Origin of the sequence: Pseudomonas mercuritolerans (assembly GCF_025706525.1) — a bacterium.
In the GTDB taxonomy this organism is placed as follows: Bacteria; Pseudomonadota; Gammaproteobacteria; order Pseudomonadales; family Pseudomonadaceae; genus Aquipseudomonas; species Aquipseudomonas mercuritolerans.
Genome location: NZ_JAMSHA010000003.1, coordinates 303,979 through 320,710, shown reverse-complemented (window position 1 = coordinate 320,710; position 16,732 = coordinate 303,979). Strand labels below are relative to the sequence as shown.

Annotated in this window: 16 protein-coding genes; 9 read left to right on the top strand and 7 right to left on the bottom strand. The window is 59.9% G+C overall.

Going from position 1 to position 16,732, the window contains the following annotated elements; translation table 11 throughout:
* Nucleotides 1-29: 29 nt before the first annotated feature.
* The 3 genes from ND528_RS09915 to ND528_RS09905 all read right to left on the bottom strand — a co-directional run bounded on the left by ND528_RS09915 (nucleotide 30) and on the right by ND528_RS09905 (nucleotide 2,769).
* Nucleotides 30-1,097 (bottom strand): phosphotransferase family protein, encoded by a 1,068-nt coding sequence (locus tag ND528_RS09915; protein ID WP_095180255.1) that lies wholly within the window; start codon nucleotides 1,095-1,097, stop codon nucleotides 30-32.
* 163 nt (nucleotides 1,098-1,260) lie between these two features.
* On the bottom strand, nucleotides 1,261-2,229 hold the full coding sequence (locus ND528_RS09910; RefSeq protein ID WP_130911426.1) for a 2-hydroxyacid dehydrogenase: 969 nt from the start codon (nucleotides 2,227-2,229) through the stop codon (nucleotides 1,261-1,263).
* Nucleotides 2,230-2,385: 156 nt separating this feature from the next.
* On the bottom strand, nucleotides 2,386-2,769 hold the full coding sequence (locus ND528_RS09905) for a tautomerase family protein (protein ID WP_263470221.1): 384 nt from the start codon (nucleotides 2,767-2,769) through the stop codon (nucleotides 2,386-2,388).
* A 247-nt stretch (nucleotides 2,770-3,016) separates the two neighbouring features.
* Here ND528_RS09905 and ND528_RS09900 point away from each other — a divergent pair, with 247 nt between their 5' ends.
* The 3 genes from ND528_RS09900 to ND528_RS09890 all read left to right on the top strand — a co-directional run bounded on the left by ND528_RS09900 (nucleotide 3,017) and on the right by ND528_RS09890 (nucleotide 4,967).
* Nucleotides 3,017-3,211 (top strand): FtsB/FtsL family cell division protein, encoded by a 195-nt coding sequence (locus ND528_RS09900; protein ID WP_133336570.1) that lies wholly within the window; start codon nucleotides 3,017-3,019, stop codon nucleotides 3,209-3,211.
* A 50-nt stretch (nucleotides 3,212-3,261) separates the two neighbouring features.
* Complete coding sequence (locus ND528_RS09895; protein WP_263470220.1) at nucleotides 3,262-3,432, top strand: hypothetical protein; 171 nt, start codon at nucleotides 3,262-3,264, stop codon at nucleotides 3,430-3,432.
* Nucleotides 3,433-3,686: 254 nt separating this feature from the next.
* Entirely contained in the window at nucleotides 3,687-4,967 is a 1,281-nt protein-coding gene (locus ND528_RS09890; RefSeq protein ID WP_263470219.1) for an HAAAP family serine/threonine permease, read from the top strand.
* Nucleotides 4,968-5,133: 166 nt separating this feature from the next.
* On the opposite strand, the gene acnB is transcribed toward ND528_RS09890, so the two are convergent.
* Nucleotides 5,134-7,743 (bottom strand): bifunctional aconitate hydratase 2/2-methylisocitrate dehydratase, encoded by a 2,610-nt coding sequence (acnB, locus tag ND528_RS09885; RefSeq protein WP_212616578.1) that lies wholly within the window; start codon nucleotides 7,741-7,743, stop codon nucleotides 5,134-5,136.
* 467 nt (nucleotides 7,744-8,210) lie between these two features.
* On the opposite strand from acnB, the gene ND528_RS09880 reads away from it, so the two are divergent.
* Nucleotides 8,211-8,681, top strand: a complete 471-nt coding sequence (locus ND528_RS09880) for a DUF1289 domain-containing protein (protein ID WP_064117650.1) — start codon at nucleotides 8,211-8,213, stop codon at nucleotides 8,679-8,681.
* 86 nt (nucleotides 8,682-8,767) lie between these two features.
* Here the strand turns inward: ND528_RS09880 and ND528_RS09875 are convergent, their stop codons facing one another.
* Nucleotides 8,768-9,631, bottom strand: a complete 864-nt coding sequence (locus tag ND528_RS09875) for a universal stress protein (protein ID WP_130910601.1) — start codon at nucleotides 9,629-9,631, stop codon at nucleotides 8,768-8,770.
* Nucleotides 9,632-9,791: 160 nt separating this feature from the next.
* On the opposite strand from ND528_RS09875, the gene miaE reads away from it, so the two are divergent.
* The 3 genes from miaE to ND528_RS09860 all read left to right on the top strand — a co-directional run bounded on the left by miaE (nucleotide 9,792) and on the right by ND528_RS09860 (nucleotide 12,657).
* Complete coding sequence (gene miaE / locus ND528_RS09870) at nucleotides 9,792-10,400, top strand: tRNA-(ms[2]io[6]A)-hydroxylase (protein WP_122612531.1); 609 nt, start codon at nucleotides 9,792-9,794, stop codon at nucleotides 10,398-10,400.
* 262 nt (nucleotides 10,401-10,662) lie between these two features.
* Nucleotides 10,663-11,370, top strand: coding sequence for a winged helix-turn-helix domain-containing protein (locus ND528_RS09865; protein ID WP_110645593.1), 708 nt, complete (start codon nucleotides 10,663-10,665; stop codon nucleotides 11,368-11,370).
* Entirely contained in the window at nucleotides 11,371-12,657 is a 1,287-nt protein-coding gene (locus ND528_RS09860; protein ID WP_263470218.1) for an ATP-binding protein, read from the top strand.
* Between the two features lie 99 nt (nucleotides 12,658-12,756).
* Here ND528_RS09860 and ND528_RS09855 read toward each other — a convergent pair whose 3' ends face one another.
* On the bottom strand, nucleotides 12,757-13,245 hold the full coding sequence (locus tag ND528_RS09855; RefSeq protein WP_073471185.1) for a GFA family protein: 489 nt from the start codon (nucleotides 13,243-13,245) through the stop codon (nucleotides 12,757-12,759).
* A 139-nt stretch (nucleotides 13,246-13,384) separates the two neighbouring features.
* Here ND528_RS09855 and glsB point away from each other — a divergent pair, with 139 nt between their 5' ends.
* Together glsB and ND528_RS09845 are read left to right on the top strand one after the other, a co-directional pair.
* On the top strand, nucleotides 13,385-14,293 hold the full coding sequence (gene glsB, locus ND528_RS09850; RefSeq protein ID WP_024013269.1) for a glutaminase B: 909 nt from the start codon (nucleotides 13,385-13,387) through the stop codon (nucleotides 14,291-14,293).
* A 182-nt stretch (nucleotides 14,294-14,475) separates the two neighbouring features.
* Nucleotides 14,476-15,978, top strand: a complete 1,503-nt coding sequence (locus ND528_RS09845; RefSeq protein WP_263470217.1) for an aldehyde dehydrogenase family protein — start codon at nucleotides 14,476-14,478, stop codon at nucleotides 15,976-15,978.
* Nucleotides 15,979-16,026: 48 nt separating this feature from the next.
* On the opposite strand, the gene ND528_RS09840 is transcribed toward ND528_RS09845, so the two are convergent.
* Nucleotides 16,027-16,686: a carbonic anhydrase gene (locus ND528_RS09840; RefSeq protein ID WP_137214909.1), complete on the bottom strand. Its 660-nt coding sequence runs from the start codon at nucleotides 16,684-16,686 to the stop codon at nucleotides 16,027-16,029.
* Nucleotides 16,687-16,732 lie beyond the last annotated feature (46 nt).

Sequence of the window (16,732 nt, the reverse complement as noted above, 5' to 3'; positions counted from 1 at the left end):
CTTGTTGGAAGTCTTGTTGTAGGCCTGGGTCAGAGGCTGGATTTCTGGATGACCTGCAGGCTCATCTGCTCCAGCAGTTTGTTCATGTGAATGAACTGCGCGAAGCGTTTGTCCTGGGTCTGGCCGTGGTAGAAGCGGTAGTAGATCTGCTGCACGATGCCGGCCAGGCGGAACAGGCCGTAGGTGTAGTAGAAGTCGAAATTGTCGATGCGGATGCCCGAGCGCTCGGCGTAGTAGTCGACGAATTCGCGGCGCGTCAGCATGCCCGGTGCGTGGCTTGGCTGGCGGCGCATCAGTTGCACCGGTGCCGGGTCGCCGGCTTCGATCCAGTAGGCGAGGGTATTGCCCAGGTCCATCAGCGGGTCGCCGAGGGTCGTCAGTTCCCAGTCGAGCACGCCGATGATCTGCATCGGATTGGCCGGGTCGAGGATGACGTTGTCGAAGCGATAGTCGTTGTGGACGATGCTCGAGGTCGGGTGGTCGGCCGGCATCTTGTCGTTGAGCCAGGCTTTGACTGCTTCCCAGTGCGGCGCGTCCGGGGTCAGGGCTTTTTCGTAGCGCTCGCTCCAGCCCTTGATCTGCCGCGCGACGTAGCCTTCGGGCTTGCCCAGATCGCCGAGGCCGCAGGCGTTGTAATCGACCCGGTGCAGTTCGACGAAACGGTCAATGAAGCTTTTGCACAGTGCTTCGGTTTTCGCCGAATCAAGGCCCAGCTCCGGCGGCAGTTCGGCGCGCAGGATGATGCCTTTGACCCGTTCCATCACATAGAACTCGGCGCCGATGACGGCCTCGTCAGTGCAATGCACGTAGGCCTTCGGGCAATACGGAAAGCCGTCGCGCAGTTGGTTGAGAATGCGGAACTCACGGCCCATGTCGTGGGCGGATTTGGCCTTGTGGCCGAACGGCGGGCGGCGCAGAACAAATTCTTGCTCGGGGTATTCCAGCAGGTAAGTCAGGTTCGACGCGCCGCCGGGAAACTGGCTGATCTGCGGAGTGCCGGTCAGGCCGGGAATGTGCGCCTTGAGGTACGGATCGATCAGGCTGGCATCGAGTTCTTCGCCCGCGCGGATCCGGGTGGACTGGTCAGTAAGCGCCATGCTTATCCCTTCTGCTTATTTTGGAGGCCAGACATCATTGGCTAATCTAATGGCGCGCTCGGGTGCTCACAAGCGCGGGTCGGTCTTATAGGTTAGCGTGTTGCTGGATAATCAACTTTGAGAATGGGCCAAAGATCGGCGCGGTTCGACGATGCCAGGCGCGTTAATGCACGCGCTGGTTGTTCAACCTGGGCGGCAGGGCGACGGGAGTCAGCACTGGTTGTCCGGAGAAAAACGCCATCAGGTTTTTGCCCACCAGCTCAACCGTGCCTTGCGTGGCTTCGGGGGAGAGGCCGGCGACGTGGGGAGTCAGCACAACGTTGCTGAGGCTTTTCAGGGCATCGGGCACTTCCGGTTCGTGATCGAACACATCCAGCGCGGCACCGGCGATACGACGTTGTTCAAGTGCGGTGATCAGATCCGCCGTAGCGATGACGCTGGCCCGGGCGATGTTGACGATAAAGCCATTCGGTCCGAGCGCATCGAGCACCGCTCGCGTCACCAGGTTGTGCGTGCCGATCCCACCGGGCGTGGCGACCACTAGAAAATCCGAGGCTCGCGCCAGATCGGTCGGTGTCGAGCAGAACGCATAGGAAACGTCGCTGCGCACCTGGCGGTTGTGGTAGCTGATCTGCATGTCGAAACCCAGCTCGGCGCGTTTCGCAATCGCCATGCCCACGGCGCCCAGCCCGAGAATGCCCAGACGCTTGCCGGCAAGCGACGGCCGCATGATTTTCGGCCATTCACCGCGGCGTACCGCAGCATCGCAGCGTGGGATATCGCGGACCAATGCCAGCAGCAGTGCCATCGCATGATCGGCCACCGACGAGGCGTTGACCCCGGCACCATTGGTGACAGTGATGCCACGGTCACTGGCTGCTTGCAGATCGACCTGTTCATAGCCCGCACCAATCACCGTGATGATTTTCAAGGCGGGCAGGGCGCTGATCTCGTCGGCGGTGAGGCCCAGCGGCCCGCGAGTAAGCACGGCGTCGATGCGGCTGCCATGGGTAACGATGGCTTGTGCACGTTCGGCTGGCGTTGGTGCAAGGATCAGGTGGAATCCCTGATGCTCGAGAATCGGCAGATAATCATTGATCGTTTCAACCAGTACCAGAACGGTTGCGGGCATTGCGCGGCTCCTGTGATTGGCGGCGGGTGGGTCGCGAAAGTCGAATCAGAGTGCTGAATCCGCAGCGGCTTGGCAATCGTTGCATTCACGCAGTGGTGCTTTGATTCTGGACGGGTTCGTGGAACAAGCAAGTACGCAGGCATGGCACACGACCCATCAGCTGACGTATTGCGCAACACCATTACCGAACGACCAGTTCTCTTTCTTCACCTCCAGCAGATTGATGAACACATCCTCCAGGCGAATACCCAGTTGCGCATGCAGGCTCTCGGCAATGGTTTTGAACAGCAATTGTTTCTTTTCCACGCTGCGCCCTTCGCTGATGGTGATCTGGATGAACACCACGCCGTCGCTGCGCTCGATGCCGAGGTATTGCGGGTCGTACACGAAGTGCTGGCCGTCGTGCTCGTTGAGGATCTGGAAATTGTCGTGCTCTGGCACATCGATACAGCTGCGCAGGGCGGCGTAGATCTGTTCGCCGATGCGCCTGGCGAAAGTGGGGTCGGGGTTTTGCTGGATGTCGATGCGGACCAGTGGCATGGGAGGCTCCTTGGGTTATGGCTTCTCACACGCTAGATCAAGGGCAGGGTTCTGGCAGGTAATTGGTCTGGAATATCGCAAATTCCGTGTATGAGGAGGCTTACGTGACTCGCGGATTTTGCCTACGGGAATGGCAGATGCGTCTGCTGGTCAGCGTAAATGGAAAAGTTTGATGATAAGGGCATGACGAAAGCCGTCGATGTGCATGCGAGTGCTGGCCCCATCCGCCGACAGCCAAGGAGGGCAAATGTTTCATAACGATCGCGAAAATCTGGAGCTCGACAGGCTGGAAAACGAATCAAGGAAACTCGTGGCTGAATGGAAAAAGCTTCAGGCTGAAGAGAAAAAGTTATCAAGGGAGACGAAGCTCTATCCAATTGCGGTGTTTGGCGGAGTGTTGACTGCGATCACCGCAGTCGCAGGCGTGTTCTTCAAGTTTTGAGTATTCATGCTTGAGACCACTCAGGCGCATTATCCAAGGGATAAATCTGTATGAGCACATATGACCGCAAGGCACGACTGGAACGAATCGAACGGGAGTTCGCGGAATACGAGGAAACGGTGCGCAACAGAGATAAAAGAGAGAATGGCAAGCTCTGGTTGCTTTTCGGCTTCGGGCTGTACTGCGTTTTATTGGGTTTCATGCTCGGCATATCGCTCTAGGCGCATTCGATGACGCATGGGTGGGTGCAAAACGTATCCGTTTGCGGCATCTGACGTATCCATAAACGACCTTTTTTTTTCCATAAACGACCATCCTTGGATCTGCTCCGCACAACCATTCCTCAGCTAAGTCTTTGCTTGCATTGATTTATCACGGAGAATCGCGCCCCTGTTTCGGCCGGAGCATGTCTGTCGGTTTTTTCCGACGCGTCCTGACCGAGTGGCAAGTGACCGGAAAGCGGAGATCCGACCGGATGAATGATCAGGCCAATAGCCTCGAAAAGCGCTTCGACGCAGCAGCACCCGCTGAACTTTCGAGCTGGAATCGCCAGGACACCACCTGGATGCTGGGACTGTTTGGGACGGCCATTGGCGCCGGCACCCTGTTTTTGCCGATCAACGCAGGGCTGGGGGGCTTCTGGCCGCTGGTGATCCTCGCGCTGCTGGCCTTCCCGATGACGTTTTACGCGCACCGTGGCCTTACCCGTTTTGTGCTTTCCGGCCGCGAAGGCGCCGATATCACCGAAGTGGTCGAGCAGCATTTCGGTATCAAGGCCGGTGCCTTGATCACGCTGCTGTACTTCTTTGCCATCTTCCCGATCCTGCTGATCTACAGCGTCGGCCTGACCAACACGGTCGCCAGTTTCCTCGAACACCAACTGCACATCACGCCGCCACCGCGCGCGCTGCTGTCGTTCGTGCTGATTCTCGGCCTGCTGGCCGTGGTGCGTTGCGGTGAGCAGGCGATCGTTAAGGCCATGAGCCTGATGGTCTATCCGTTCATCGTCGCGCTGCTGTTCCTCGCCGTGTACCTGATCCCGCACTGGAACGGCGGCATCCTCGCCACCGCCTCGCAAGTCCCGGCGCCGTCAGCGCTGCTGCATACGCTGTGGCTGGCGATTACGGTGATGGTGTTCTCGTTCAACCATTCGCCGATCATCTCGGCGTTCGCGATGGACCAGAAGCGTCGTTACGGTGTGCACGCCGACGAGCGCAGCTCACAGATCCTCGCGCGCGCTCATGCATTGATGGTCATTTTGGTGCTGTTCTTCGTATTCAGTTGCGTGCTCACCCTGTCGCCGGAGCAACTGGCTGAGGCGAAAGAGCAGAACCTGTCGATCCTGTCGTACCTGGCCAACCACTTCAGCAACCCGACCATCGAGTTTGCGGCGCCGTTGATTGCGTTTGTGGCGATCTCCAAGTCGTTCCTCGGTCATTACATCGGGGCCAGCGAAGGCCTCAAGGGTTTGATCGTCAAGAGCGGCAGACGTCCGGGCGCCAAGGCGCTGGATCGCATCGTGGCGGCGTTCATGCTGCTGATCTGCTGGATCGTCGCGACGCTTGATCCGAGCATCCTGGGCATGATCGAAACCGTCGGTGGGCCGGTGATTGCGGCAATCCTGTTCCTGATGCCGATGTACGCGATTCGCAAGGTGCCAGCGATGGCGCGCTATCGCGGTCAGGCGTCGAACGTGTTTGTTACCGCGGTGGGGCTGGTGGCTATTTCGGCGCTGGTTTACAAGCTGGCTGTGTAATGACTGATCGTTCCCACGCTCTGCGTGGGAACGCCTCTTGTGACGCTCTGCGTCACGCTTGGGGACGCAGAGCGTCCGGGGCTGCATTCCCACGCGGAGCGTGGGAACGATCAAAAAAAACGCCGCTCATCTCACGATGGGCGGCGTTTTTTATTGCCTTGCAGCGTTAGGCTTGAACGACCGGGATATTGGCGTTCGCAGCAGCTTCACGGAACTCGGCGATCTGGTCGAAGGACAGGTAGCGGTAGACATCGGCCGCCATGCTGTCGATCTTGCCAGCGTATTCCATGTACTCCTCGACGGTCGGCAGGCGACCCAGGATCGAAGCAACGGCCGCCAGCTCGGCCGAGGCCAGGTAGACGTTCGCGCCGTCGCCCAGACGGTTCGGGAAGTTACGGGTCGACGTCGAGACCACGGTGCTGTTCGGCTCAACGCGTGCCTGGTTACCCATGCACAGCGAGCAGCCTGGCATTTCCATGCGTGCGCCGGCCTTGCCGTAGATGCCGTAGTAGCCTTCTTCGGTCAGTTGGTGAGCGTCCATCTTGGTCGGCGGCGACAGCCACAGACGGGTTGGCAGCTGACCCTTGACCTGATCCAGCAGTTTACCGGCAGCGCGGAAGTGACCGATGTTGGTCATGCACGAACCGATGAACACTTCGTCGATCTTCTCGCCAGCAACGCTGGACAGCAGACGGGCGTCGTCCGGATCGTTCGGCGCGCAGAGCACAGGCTCGTTGATTTCGGCCAGATCGATTTCGATGACTTCGGCGTATTCGGCGTCGGCATCGGCTTCCATCAGTTGCGGGTTGGCGATCCAGGCTTCCATCGCTTGAGCGCGGCGTTCCAGAGTGCGCGCATCGCCGTAGCCTTCGCCGATCATCCAGCGCAGCAGGGTGATGTTGGACTGCAGGTACTCGGTGATCGACTCTTTCGACAGCTTGATGGTGCAACCGGCAGCCGAACGTTCGGCCGAGGCGTCGGACAGTTCGAACGCCTGCTCCAGGGTCAGACCTTCCAGGCCTTCGATTTCCAGGATGCGGCCGGAGAAGGCGTTTTTCTTGCCTTTCTTCTCGACGGTCAGCAGACCGTTCTGGATAGCGAAGTACGGAATGGCATGAACCAGGTCACGCAGGGTGATGCCAGGTTTCATCTTGCCTTTGAAACGCACCAGGATCGATTCCGGCATGTCCAGTGGCATTACACCAGTGGCAGCGGCGAACGCGACCAGACCGGAACCGGCCGGGAACGAGATGCCCATCGGGAAACGGGTGTGCGAGTCACCACCGGTACCGACGGTGTCCGGCAGCAGCATGCGGTTCAGCCACGAGTGGATGATGCCGTCGCCCGGACGCAGGGAAACGCCGCCGCGGGTCATGATGAAGTCAGGCAGGGTGTGGTGGGTGGTCACGTCGATCGGCTTTGGATAAGCCGCAGTGTGGCAGAACGACTGCATCACCAGATCAGCGGAGAAGCCCAGGCACGCCAGGTCTTTCAGTTCGTCACGGGTCATCGGACCTGTGGTGTCCTGGGAACCCACGGTGGTCATCTTCGGTTCGCAGTAGGTACCAGGACGCACGCCCTGGCCTTCTGCCAGACCGCAAGCCTTGCCGACCATTTTCTGCGCCAGGGTGAAGCCCTTGGTGCTTTCAGCCGGAGCTTCAGGCTTCTTGAACAGGTCGAACGCTGGCAGACCCAGCTCGGCGCGAGCCTTCTCGGTCAGGCCACGGCCGATGATCAGCGGGATACGACCGCCGGCACGGACTTCGTCCAGCAGCACCGGGGTCTTCATTTCGAAAGTGGTGATGACTTCGTCGGTACCGTGCTTGCAGACTTTGCCAGCGTGCGGGTACAGGTCGATCACGTCGCCCATGTTCATGTTCGACACATCGAACTCGATCGGCAGGGCGCCGGCATCTTCCATGGTGTTGTAGAAGATCGGAGCGATCTTGCTGCCGAAGCAGAAACCGCCAGCGCGCTTGTTCGGCACGTAAGGGATGTCGTCGCCGAAGAACCACAGCACCGAGTTGGTGGCCGATTTACGCGACGAACCGGTACCGACCACGTCACCGACGTAGGCGATCGGGAAGCCCTGGCCGCGCATTTCTTCGATCTGCTTCATCGGGCCGGTCTTGCCTTGCTCGTCCGGAACGATGCCGTCACGGGCCATTTTCAGCATGGCCAGGGCGTGCAGCGGGATGTCAGGACGCGACCAGGCGTCTGGCGCAGGGGAAAGGTCGTCGGTGTTGGTTTCGCCGGTGACCTTGAATACGCGCAGGCTGATCTTGTCGGCCAGGACCGGGCGCTTCTTGAACCACTCGCCGTCAGCCCAGGATTGCAGCACGGCCTTGGCGTGAACGTTGCCGTTCTTGGCTTTTTCAGCGACGTCGTGGAAGGCATCGAACATCAGCAGGGTGTGCTTGAGTTCTTCGGCGGCGACTGGCGCCAGCTCGGCGTCGTCCAGCAGTTCAACGAGGGTGACGATGTTGTAGCCGCCCTGCATGGTGCCGAGCAGTTCTACAGCGCGTTTCTTGTCCAGCAGAGGGGAGGTGGCTTCGCCCTTGGCCAGGGCAGACAGGAAACCGGCCTTGACGTAGGCAGCTTCGTCCACTCCAGGTGGTACGCGATTGGTGATCAGGTCAACGAGGAAAGCTTCTTCGCCAGCCGGAGGGTTCTTCAGCAGCTCGATCAGGCCTGCTGTTTGTTCGGCGTTAAGCGGCTGGGGAACGATACCCAGGGCTGCACGCTCTTCGATATGTTTGCGGTAGGCTTCAAGCACAGTTATTACCCTCATCAGTGGTCCCAAATGGGTGTCCGGGACGCTCATCCCGAAATTGCCGTACTCATGCGCCTCACGACGTTGTGGGTCGTTCGGCCAGAATTACCGGCAATTCCTTACAGAAGCTGCTTTCAAAGTTTTACGCCTGCAGAACGGGGAGCTGATGAGGGTTGGCGTTGGGCTTTTCCCCGCTGGAAAAACCCTTCGCCAACACCGCTCTGAAGGAACGACTGTGCTCGTGACGCTTTGAAAACAGCTTCTAACGGACATTGGCGCCTTAAAAGGCTGGCTGATTCTACGGCAAAAAAAATTTAAAGGTAAGTCGCGCTCTATTGGACTTTCGTGGCAATCAGCGCGGCCGGAGCAAACCTGCGACGCCGGCGAGACCTTGCTGTTTGAGGGGTGATCAATGCCCGACAAAGGGCTAACATGCCGGCCTGTTCCGCGTTTCAGTGTTCTGCCCATTTATGCCCAATCAGACCATCAAGACCCCCTGCGTCGGCCTCTGCTCCACCGTTTACGGTGACCTGGTGTGCCGTGGCTGCAAGCGTTTCCACCACGAAGTGATCCATTGGAACGGGTACAACGAGGAGGAAAAGCGTGCGGTCTGGCTGCGTCTGGAGCAATTGCTGTCACAAGTGATGGCGGCCAAGGTCGAGATTTTCGATTCGGCGCGCCTGCGCGAGCAACTCGAGCAGCGCAAGATCCGCTTCGTACCGCATCAGTCGGAATATTGCTGGGCCTATCAGCTGATTGCCCGAGGTGCGCGGGTGATCATTAATCTTGAGGCGTACGGGATGGTGTTGCTGCCGGAGTTCCGCGACTGGAACCTGCCGGAACTGCGCGATGCCATTGATCGGGAATTCTTCCTGCTGTCGGAAGCGCATTATCAGCGCTACATCGCCCCGGGCTTCCTGAAAGACGCCTTCGGCGCCTGAACAGCAAAAGATCGCAGCCTTCGGCAGCTCCTACATGGGAATGCGTTCTACCTGTAGGAGCTGCCGAAGGCTGCGATCTTTTGCTTTTAATGTTTCACGGCCAATTCCACCAGATGATCCTCAACCTCCTGCGGCTTGAGCACCAGCACATCGCTTTCCAGCGTATCCAGCACCGCCTCCGCCGTATTGCCGATCAACGCGCCTGACAAACCACTGCGCGCCACTGTGCCAATCACCGTTACCGCTGCCTGCAGCTTGTGCGCCATGAACGGGATCAACACATCGGCAGGGCCTTCCTCGATGTGCAGGTGCTCGTCATCGACATCGAACTCTGCTTGAAACGCCCGGCACTGCTCGCGGTATTTGGCTTCTATTGTCGATTTGAGCTGAAATGTCGGGTCCGCGGCTGAAAGCATCGGCGACGGATGCGCGGCAATCACATGCAGATGCGCTTTGGCCAGACTGGCGATGTCGTAGCCGTGATCGATGATGGTGCTGTGCAAGTGCCGATGTTCGCCATCGGCATTGCCGACATCGACCGCAGCCAGAATCACTTTGTCTTTCCAGGAGCCGGCGGTTTTCACCAGCAGCACCGGGGTAGGGCAGTGGCGCAGGAGCTTCCAGTCGGCCGGGGTCAGCAAGGCTTTTTTCAGCGAGCTGTCGGGGAAATGCTGTTTGATCACCAGGCCGCAACCCTCGGCCTGCTGCACATCGATGATGGTTTCGTGCAGGCTCTCGTTCCACGCCTGTTCGGTGGTCACGCTATACCCTTCGGCGAGCAATGCCGCCTTGAGCACGCTGAGCAGGCCGGCGTGGTCATGCTTTTTGTCGCACACCAATAGGTGCAGATGAGCCTGGGTGACACCGGCGATCAGCTTGGCGCGTTTGAGCGCCAGGCTTTCCGCATGTTCAGGTTCGATGACCACCAGAATGCTGCGAATGGCTTGCATGAGCGGAGTCTCCAGCAAAGAAAAGGCACGGCGTTGCACAACTATAGTTGCTACCCGAACGTCTGCGACTTGATGCATATCAACAGCCGCTGCTGGTGGTCTGCGGGCAGGCCGGTATAATCGGCGCCCTTCGCTCGAACACCTTTTTACCGTGAGCCCCATGATCCTTCCCGAAATCCACGAATTCCTTGGCTGCCGCACCCCCGACGCCTGGGTCCAGGCGGCACTGGCCGATCAGGAAACCCTGCTGATCGACCACAAGAACTGCGAGTTCAAGGCCGCCAGTACTGCGCTGAGCCTGATTGCCAAGTACCACGCCCACGTCGACCTGATCAACATGATGTCGCGCCTGGCCCGGGAAGAACTGGTGCATCACGAGCAGGTCATGCGCATCATGAAACGGCGCAAGATCGAGCTGCGTCAGCTGCACGCCGGCCGCTACGCCTCGGGCCTGCGCAAAGTGGTGCGCAGTCACGAACCGGTGAAACTGGTGGATACGCTGGTAGTCGGCGCTTTCATCGAAGCACGCAGTTGCGAACGCTTTGAAGCACTGGTGCCGCATTTGGATGAAGAACTGGGCAAGTTCTATTTCGGTTTGCTGAAAAGCGAGGCGCGGCACTTTCAGGGTTATCTGAAACTGGCCTATCAGTATGGTGATGCCAAGGATGTCGCGCAGGTGATTGAGCGCGTCCGTGCTGCCGAGCAAGCGTTGATCGAGTCGCCGGACGAAGAATTCCGCTTTCACAGCGGTGTGCCGGTCGCCGCATGATCGGGTAGGAGCTGCCGCAGGCTGCGATCTTTTGATCTGGTTTTTACAAATCGAAAATCAAAAGATCGCAGCCTTCGGCAGCTCCGACAGAGGTCCGCAATCCAATCGGACATTATTGTCTGATTGTAAAAAAATCTTAAGAGTATGAAACATCACCGAAAACCGGCCCGAGTGGCCGGTTTTTGCTGTCTGCCGTCCTCGCTTGACCAGCTATTGCCCGCATAATATCGGCCCTTCCACGTTTGGCTTGGCAACGGTTGTTATGGATAACCTGGGTTTCGGCAAAGTTCTGCTGGTTGAAGACGATGAGCGTCTCGCCGCACTGATCGCACACTTTCTAGAGCAACACGGCTACGAGGTGCGCACGGTGCATCGCGGTGATCTGGCCATGGCTGCATTCCTGGAATTCAAGCCGAAAGTGCTGGTGCTCGACCTGATGTTGCCGGGGCAGAGCGGTTTGCAGGTCTGCCGGGAAATTCGCAGTGTCTCGGACACGCCGATCGTGATCCTCACCGCCAAGGAAGACGATCTCGATCACATCCTCGGTCTGGAATCCGGCGCTGACGATTACGTGATCAAACCGATCAAACCGCCGGTGTTGCTCGCGCGGCTGCGGGCGTTGCAACGGCGGCAGACGCCGGACAGCAGCGTGGTCAGTTTTCTCGAGTTCGGGCAATTGAGCATCGACCGCAGTTGCCGGGAAGTGCGCCTGACCGGTGAGCTGATCGAGCTGACCACCATGGAGTTCGAGTTGCTCTGGTTGCTGGCCAGCGCGGCGGGCAAAATCCTTTCTCGCGATGACATTCTCAATCGCATGCGCGGCATTGCCTTCGACGGCCTCAACCGTAGCGTCGACGTGTACATCAGCAAATTGCGCAACAAGCTCAAGGACAATCCCCGCGAGCCGGTGTGCATCAAGACCGTGTGGGGCAAGGGCTATCTGTTCAATCCGTTCGCGTGGGAGCTGTAGATGCTGCGTTTGTTTCTCGGGCTGTTTCTGGTAATGACGGTAGGACTGGTGCTGGCCTTGCAGACGGTCGAGCACACCTTCAACGCCTTGCTCGACAGCCAGACGCAGGATTACAACCGTGAAGCCGTGCGCGGTCAGGCGTGGTCGCTGGTCGATCATCTGCAAGGCCGCCAGGGCGCCGAGCGTGAACAGAAACTCGATTCATTGCGCGCGCATTACGGTCTGTCGCTGAGTCTGGTCGAGGCCGATCAACTCGCCCTGACGCCGCAGGAGAAGGCCGAACTGGCACAGAACCTGTTGGTGATCCGCGACGATTACACGCAGTTCATCAGCAACATCGATGGAGGCTCGCAATTGCTCAGCATCAAGTTGCCGCCGGAGCCGAGCCTGATGCCGTTCTACATCACTGCGGCGTACATGATGCTCGCGGTGCTGATCGGCATCGTTCTGTTTTTCTGGGTGCGCCCACACTGGCGCGACCTGGAAAAACTGCGGCTGGCGGCCGAGCGTTTTGGCGACAACGATCTGTCGGTGCGCATTCAGTTGTCGCGGCGCTCGAACATCCGCGATCTGGCCGAGCACTTCAATCTGATGGCGGCGCGCATCGAAGGCTTGATCGCCAACCAGCGCGAACTGACCAACGCGGTGTCTCACGAATTGCGCACACCGATTGCGCGGCTGTCGTTCGAACTTGATCAGCTCAAACAGCTACCGGACGCCAGCGAGAATCGCGAGCTGATCGCCGACATGTATGCCGACCTTGGTGAGCTGGAGGAGATGGTCTCGGAGCTGCTGACCTACGCCAGCCTCGAGCACGGCGCGACAGTGATCAAACGGGAGAATATTCACGCGGCCGACTGGCTAGACAGCGTTGTCGGTAGTGTGGCGCTGGAGGCCGAAGCAGTGGGCGTGCAGTTGTCGATCGCCGGTTGCCAGGTCGACACGGTAAGCATCGAACCGCGCTTCATGGCGCGGGCGGTGATCAACCTTTTGCGCAATGCCATTCGCTATGCCGAGCAGCGCGTTGAGGTGTCGCTGCTGCGCAATGGCGATGACTATGAAGTGCGCGTCAGCGATGACGGCCCGGGTGTGCCGCTGCAAGGGCGGGAGAAAATCTTCGAACCGTTTTCGCGACTGGATGCCAGTCGGGATCGGCGCACCGGGGGTTTCGGACTGGGCCTGGCGCTGGTGCGGCGGGTGTCGCAGTCCCATGGCGGGCAGGTTGAGGTTGGCGAATCGGTGTGGGGCGGGGCGTTGTTCAGGATGACCTGGGCGCATCTGGACTGATTGATATTGCCTGACCCGGCCCCTTCGCGAGCAGGCTCGCTCCCACAGGTGATGGCATTCCAAATGTGGGAGCGAGCCTGCTCGCGAAGGGCGCGGTGTTCAGCGAGTTACACCGAGTCGCTCATGCCACTGGGCGATTGATTCTTCGGGATATACATCAAACTGCTGATCCTTCGGCTTCGCCTCGACCTCAACCCACGGCGCTTTCGAACCAAGCATCAGGTGCGTGTGTTCCGGCGGCACCGGCAGTGGCGTGTCGATCGCTGAGGCGAATGGATGAATCAGCTCTGGCCACTCCGGGCTGAACAGCCACAGGCCGCTGCCGCACAGCGAGCAGAAGTGGCGTTCGGCGCTGCTGCGATGGGCGCGTTTATCGCTTTCAGCTTTCATCTTCGCGTGATAGATGCTGATGTTTTTGCGTCCGCGAACCTTGAGAGTGGTCGCGTCGCCGCCAAGGTTGATCGCATAACCGCCACCGCCCTGGGTCTTGCGGCAGATCGAGCAATAGCAGCGTTGATAGGGATAAGGATGGGCGCTGTCGAGGCTGAACGTGACTTCGCCGCAATGGCAGGAGCCTTCGAGGTGCATGGTGCTCTCCTGTGTCTGAATGGTCCGCTCCAGCCTAGAACATTCTGCCTGATGCTTGCCGGTGTGATGCGACCGGCGGGCGCAGCGTCTAGCCCCAGTGTCCCCGCGATCCCATGGGGCGAGACTTTCGGAACCCGGCATGCAAGCGCTGTTGAACGAGATCCTTGACGCCGTCCGGCCCCTGATCGGGCAGGGCAAAGTTGCTGACTATATTCCCGCCCTCGGCACGGTGCCGGCCAACCAGTTGGGCATCGCCGTGTACAGTAACGACGGCGAAATGTATTGCGCCGGCGACGCTGAAACGCCGTTCTCGGTGCAGAGTATTTCCAAGGTATTCAGCCTTGTGCAGGCCATCGATCACTCCGGCGAAGCGATCTGGGAACGACTTGGCCACGAGCCGTCCGGCCAGCCGTTCAACTCGCTGGTGCAACTGGAATTCGAACGCGGCCGCCCGCGCAATCCGTTTATCAATGCCGGTGCGCTGGTGATCTGCGACATCAACCAGTCGCGCTTCGCCGCGCCGACATTGTCGATGCGCGACTTCGTCCGACGCCTGTCCGGCAATCCGCAAATCATGATCGACGGCAAGGTCGCCGACTCCGAATACCAGCACCGTGCGCGTAATGCGGCGATGGCCTATCTGATGCAGTCGTTCGGCAACTTTCACAACGATGTCGAGGCGGTGTTGCGCAGCTATTTCAGTCACTGCGCACTGCGGATGAATTGCATCGATCTGGCCCGGGCGTTCTGCTTTCTGGCCAATGACGGGTTCTGCAAGCACAGCGGCGAGCAGATCCTGACGCGCCGCCAGACCCAGCAGGTCAACTCGATCATGGCCACCAGCGGTCTGTATGACGAGGCGGGCAACTTCGCTTATCGCGTCGGCCTGCCGGGCAAGAGCGGGGTCGGCGGCGGCATCGTTGCGGTGGTGCCGGGACAGTTCAGCGTGTGCGTGTGGTCGCCGGAGTTGAACGCCGCCGGGAACTCGCTGGCGGGGATGGCGGCGCTGGAGCTGCTGAGCTCGCGGATTGGCTGGTCGGTGTTCTGAAGACACACCACGATTTCCAGTGTGGGAGCGAGCCTGCTCGCGAAGAGGCCGGTACATTCAGCATCGATGTCGTCTGACTGGCCGCTTTCGCGAGCAGGCTCGCTCCCACCGGGTGCAGTGTTGCTTTGCAGGATCGTGTTCTATACATTTTCCGGCCGCCCTCTGCATGGTGAATCCGCTTCATGTCTCTTGCGCTCGAACGTCTAGTCGCTGGCACGCCGATCCCTTTCGCTGGTAACCGCGTCACCGTGGTCAGCCCCGAACTGGCCGCGCGGTTTCAGCCCGGTGACCATCTGCTGGTCGAGCAGGTCAGTGGCGAGTTGTTGCTGATCCCCGTGGCCGATCAACAGGCCGCCTCGGTGGCAATCGAGCGTGCGGCTGCGGCATTCACAGCGTTGTCGGCGGTGTCCGATGAAGCCATCAGCCGGTTCTTCGACCTGTTTGCCCAGCGCCTGGAGAGCCCTGAATGCTGGACGCAGATCGAAGCCGCCAACCGCGCCGACATTGAGCGAGCGAAGGCGCGCGGTCGCTCGACCACACGCTTGCTCGCCGATGAAAGCATGCGCCGCGACATGATCGCCGGGCTGCGCGCGTGGCGTGATGCGCCACCGACCCGGGGCAAAGTGATCAGCAGTGTCGAGCACGACGGCTGGAAGGTTGAGCAAGTGGTCTCGCCGCTGGGCATCGTCGCGTTTGTCTTCGAAGGCCGACCCAACGTATTTGCCGACGCCGCCGGGGTGTTGCGCACCGGTAATACGGCTGTGCTGCGCATCGGCAGCGATGCGTTGGGCACTGCGCAAGCCATCGTCACTCACGCCTTGAACCCGGCGCTGGCCGAAGCCGGTTTGCCGGTGGGTGCGGTGTCGTTGGTCGAAAGCGTCAATCATGCTGCCGGTTGGGCGATGTTTGCCGATCGGCGTCTGTCGCTGGCGGTGGCGCGAGGCTCGGGCCGTGCGGTCAGTCAGTTGGGCAGCGTTGCTCAGCAGGCCGGCACTGCCGTCAGCCTGCACGGCACCGGCGGTGCGTGGCTGATCGCAGACCGTGACGCCGACGCCACTCGCTTCGCGGCAGTGGTGCGCAACTCGCTGGACCGCAAGGTCTGCAATACCCTGAACGTCTGCCTGATTCAGCGCGAACGCGCCGATGAGCTGGTGCCGCTGTTTCTCGATGCGTTAAAAGCCGCCGGTACGGCGCGCGGCCAAGGCTGCAAATTGCACATCGTCGCGGGCAGTGAAAGTTGCCTGCCAAGCGAATGGCAGAACGCAACAGTCGAGGTTTATCGCGCCGAGGGTTACCAGACCGAAGCGCTGGCCGAGTCTTTGCCCGAGTCGGAGCTGGGCCGCGAGTGGGAATGGGAAGAAACCCCGGAAGTCAGCCTGATGATTGTCGACGATCTGGATCAGGCGATTGCGCTCTTCAACCGCTACAGCCCGCAATTCACCGTATCGTTGATCAGCGAGGATGCGACGGTTCAGGAGCGCTTCTACAACGCGGTGAATGCGCCGTTTGTAGGTAATGGCATCACCCGTTGGGTTGATGGCCAGTACGCGTTGAACAAGCCTGAGCTGGGCCTTTCGAATTGGGAGAGCGGACGGCTGTTTGCGCGCAGTGCGATTCTTTCCGGGGATGGCGTGTTTACCGTGCGTAGCCGGATGACTCAGGTTGATCTCTCGGTGAAACGCTGATCTGTTGATCGTTCCCACGCAGAGCGTGGGAACGATCACGGTGGGGAGTCAGGCAGCGTGGCTGGCTTGCGCGCTGATCGCGCAGGTCTCAGGTTGCTGCGCCAGCGGCACAAAGGTGCGGCGGTCGGAAGAGAGCGCGTCGATCGAACCGGTCTCGATGTCGTATACCCAGCCATGCAGATTCAGCCGCCCTTGCTCCTGCGCCAGGCGCACGCTCGGATGGGTCTGGATATTCGCCAGTTGCGCGATCACGTTCTCGCGCACCATCGAACTCAATTTCGCCGCGTCGCTGCCATGCACGCGCGCTTCGTTCATCACCTTCGCCGACTCGGCATGCTGCAGCCAGCCGCTGACGGCGGGCAGGTGATCCATGCATTTGCACTGGGCAATCGCGGTCATTGCGCCGCAATCGGAGTGGCCGCAAATCACGATATCGGTCACTCCCAGCACTGCCACCGCATATTCCACCGTCGCCGAGACCCCGCCTGGATGCGGGCTGTAGGAGGGCACGATATTGCCGGCATTGCGGATCACGAACAGCTCGCCGGGTTCTTGCTGGGTGAGCAGCTCAGGCACTACACGGCTGTCGGAACAGGTGATGAACAGCGTGCCGGGTTGCTGGGTCGTGGCCAGATGTTTGAACAGTTCGCTGCGTTGCGGGAAGGCTTCGTTCTGGAATTTCAGGAAGCCGTCGATCAGGGCTTTCATGGGCTTGTCCTCGTGGCAGAAATGAGATGGCCCGCACGCAGGATGC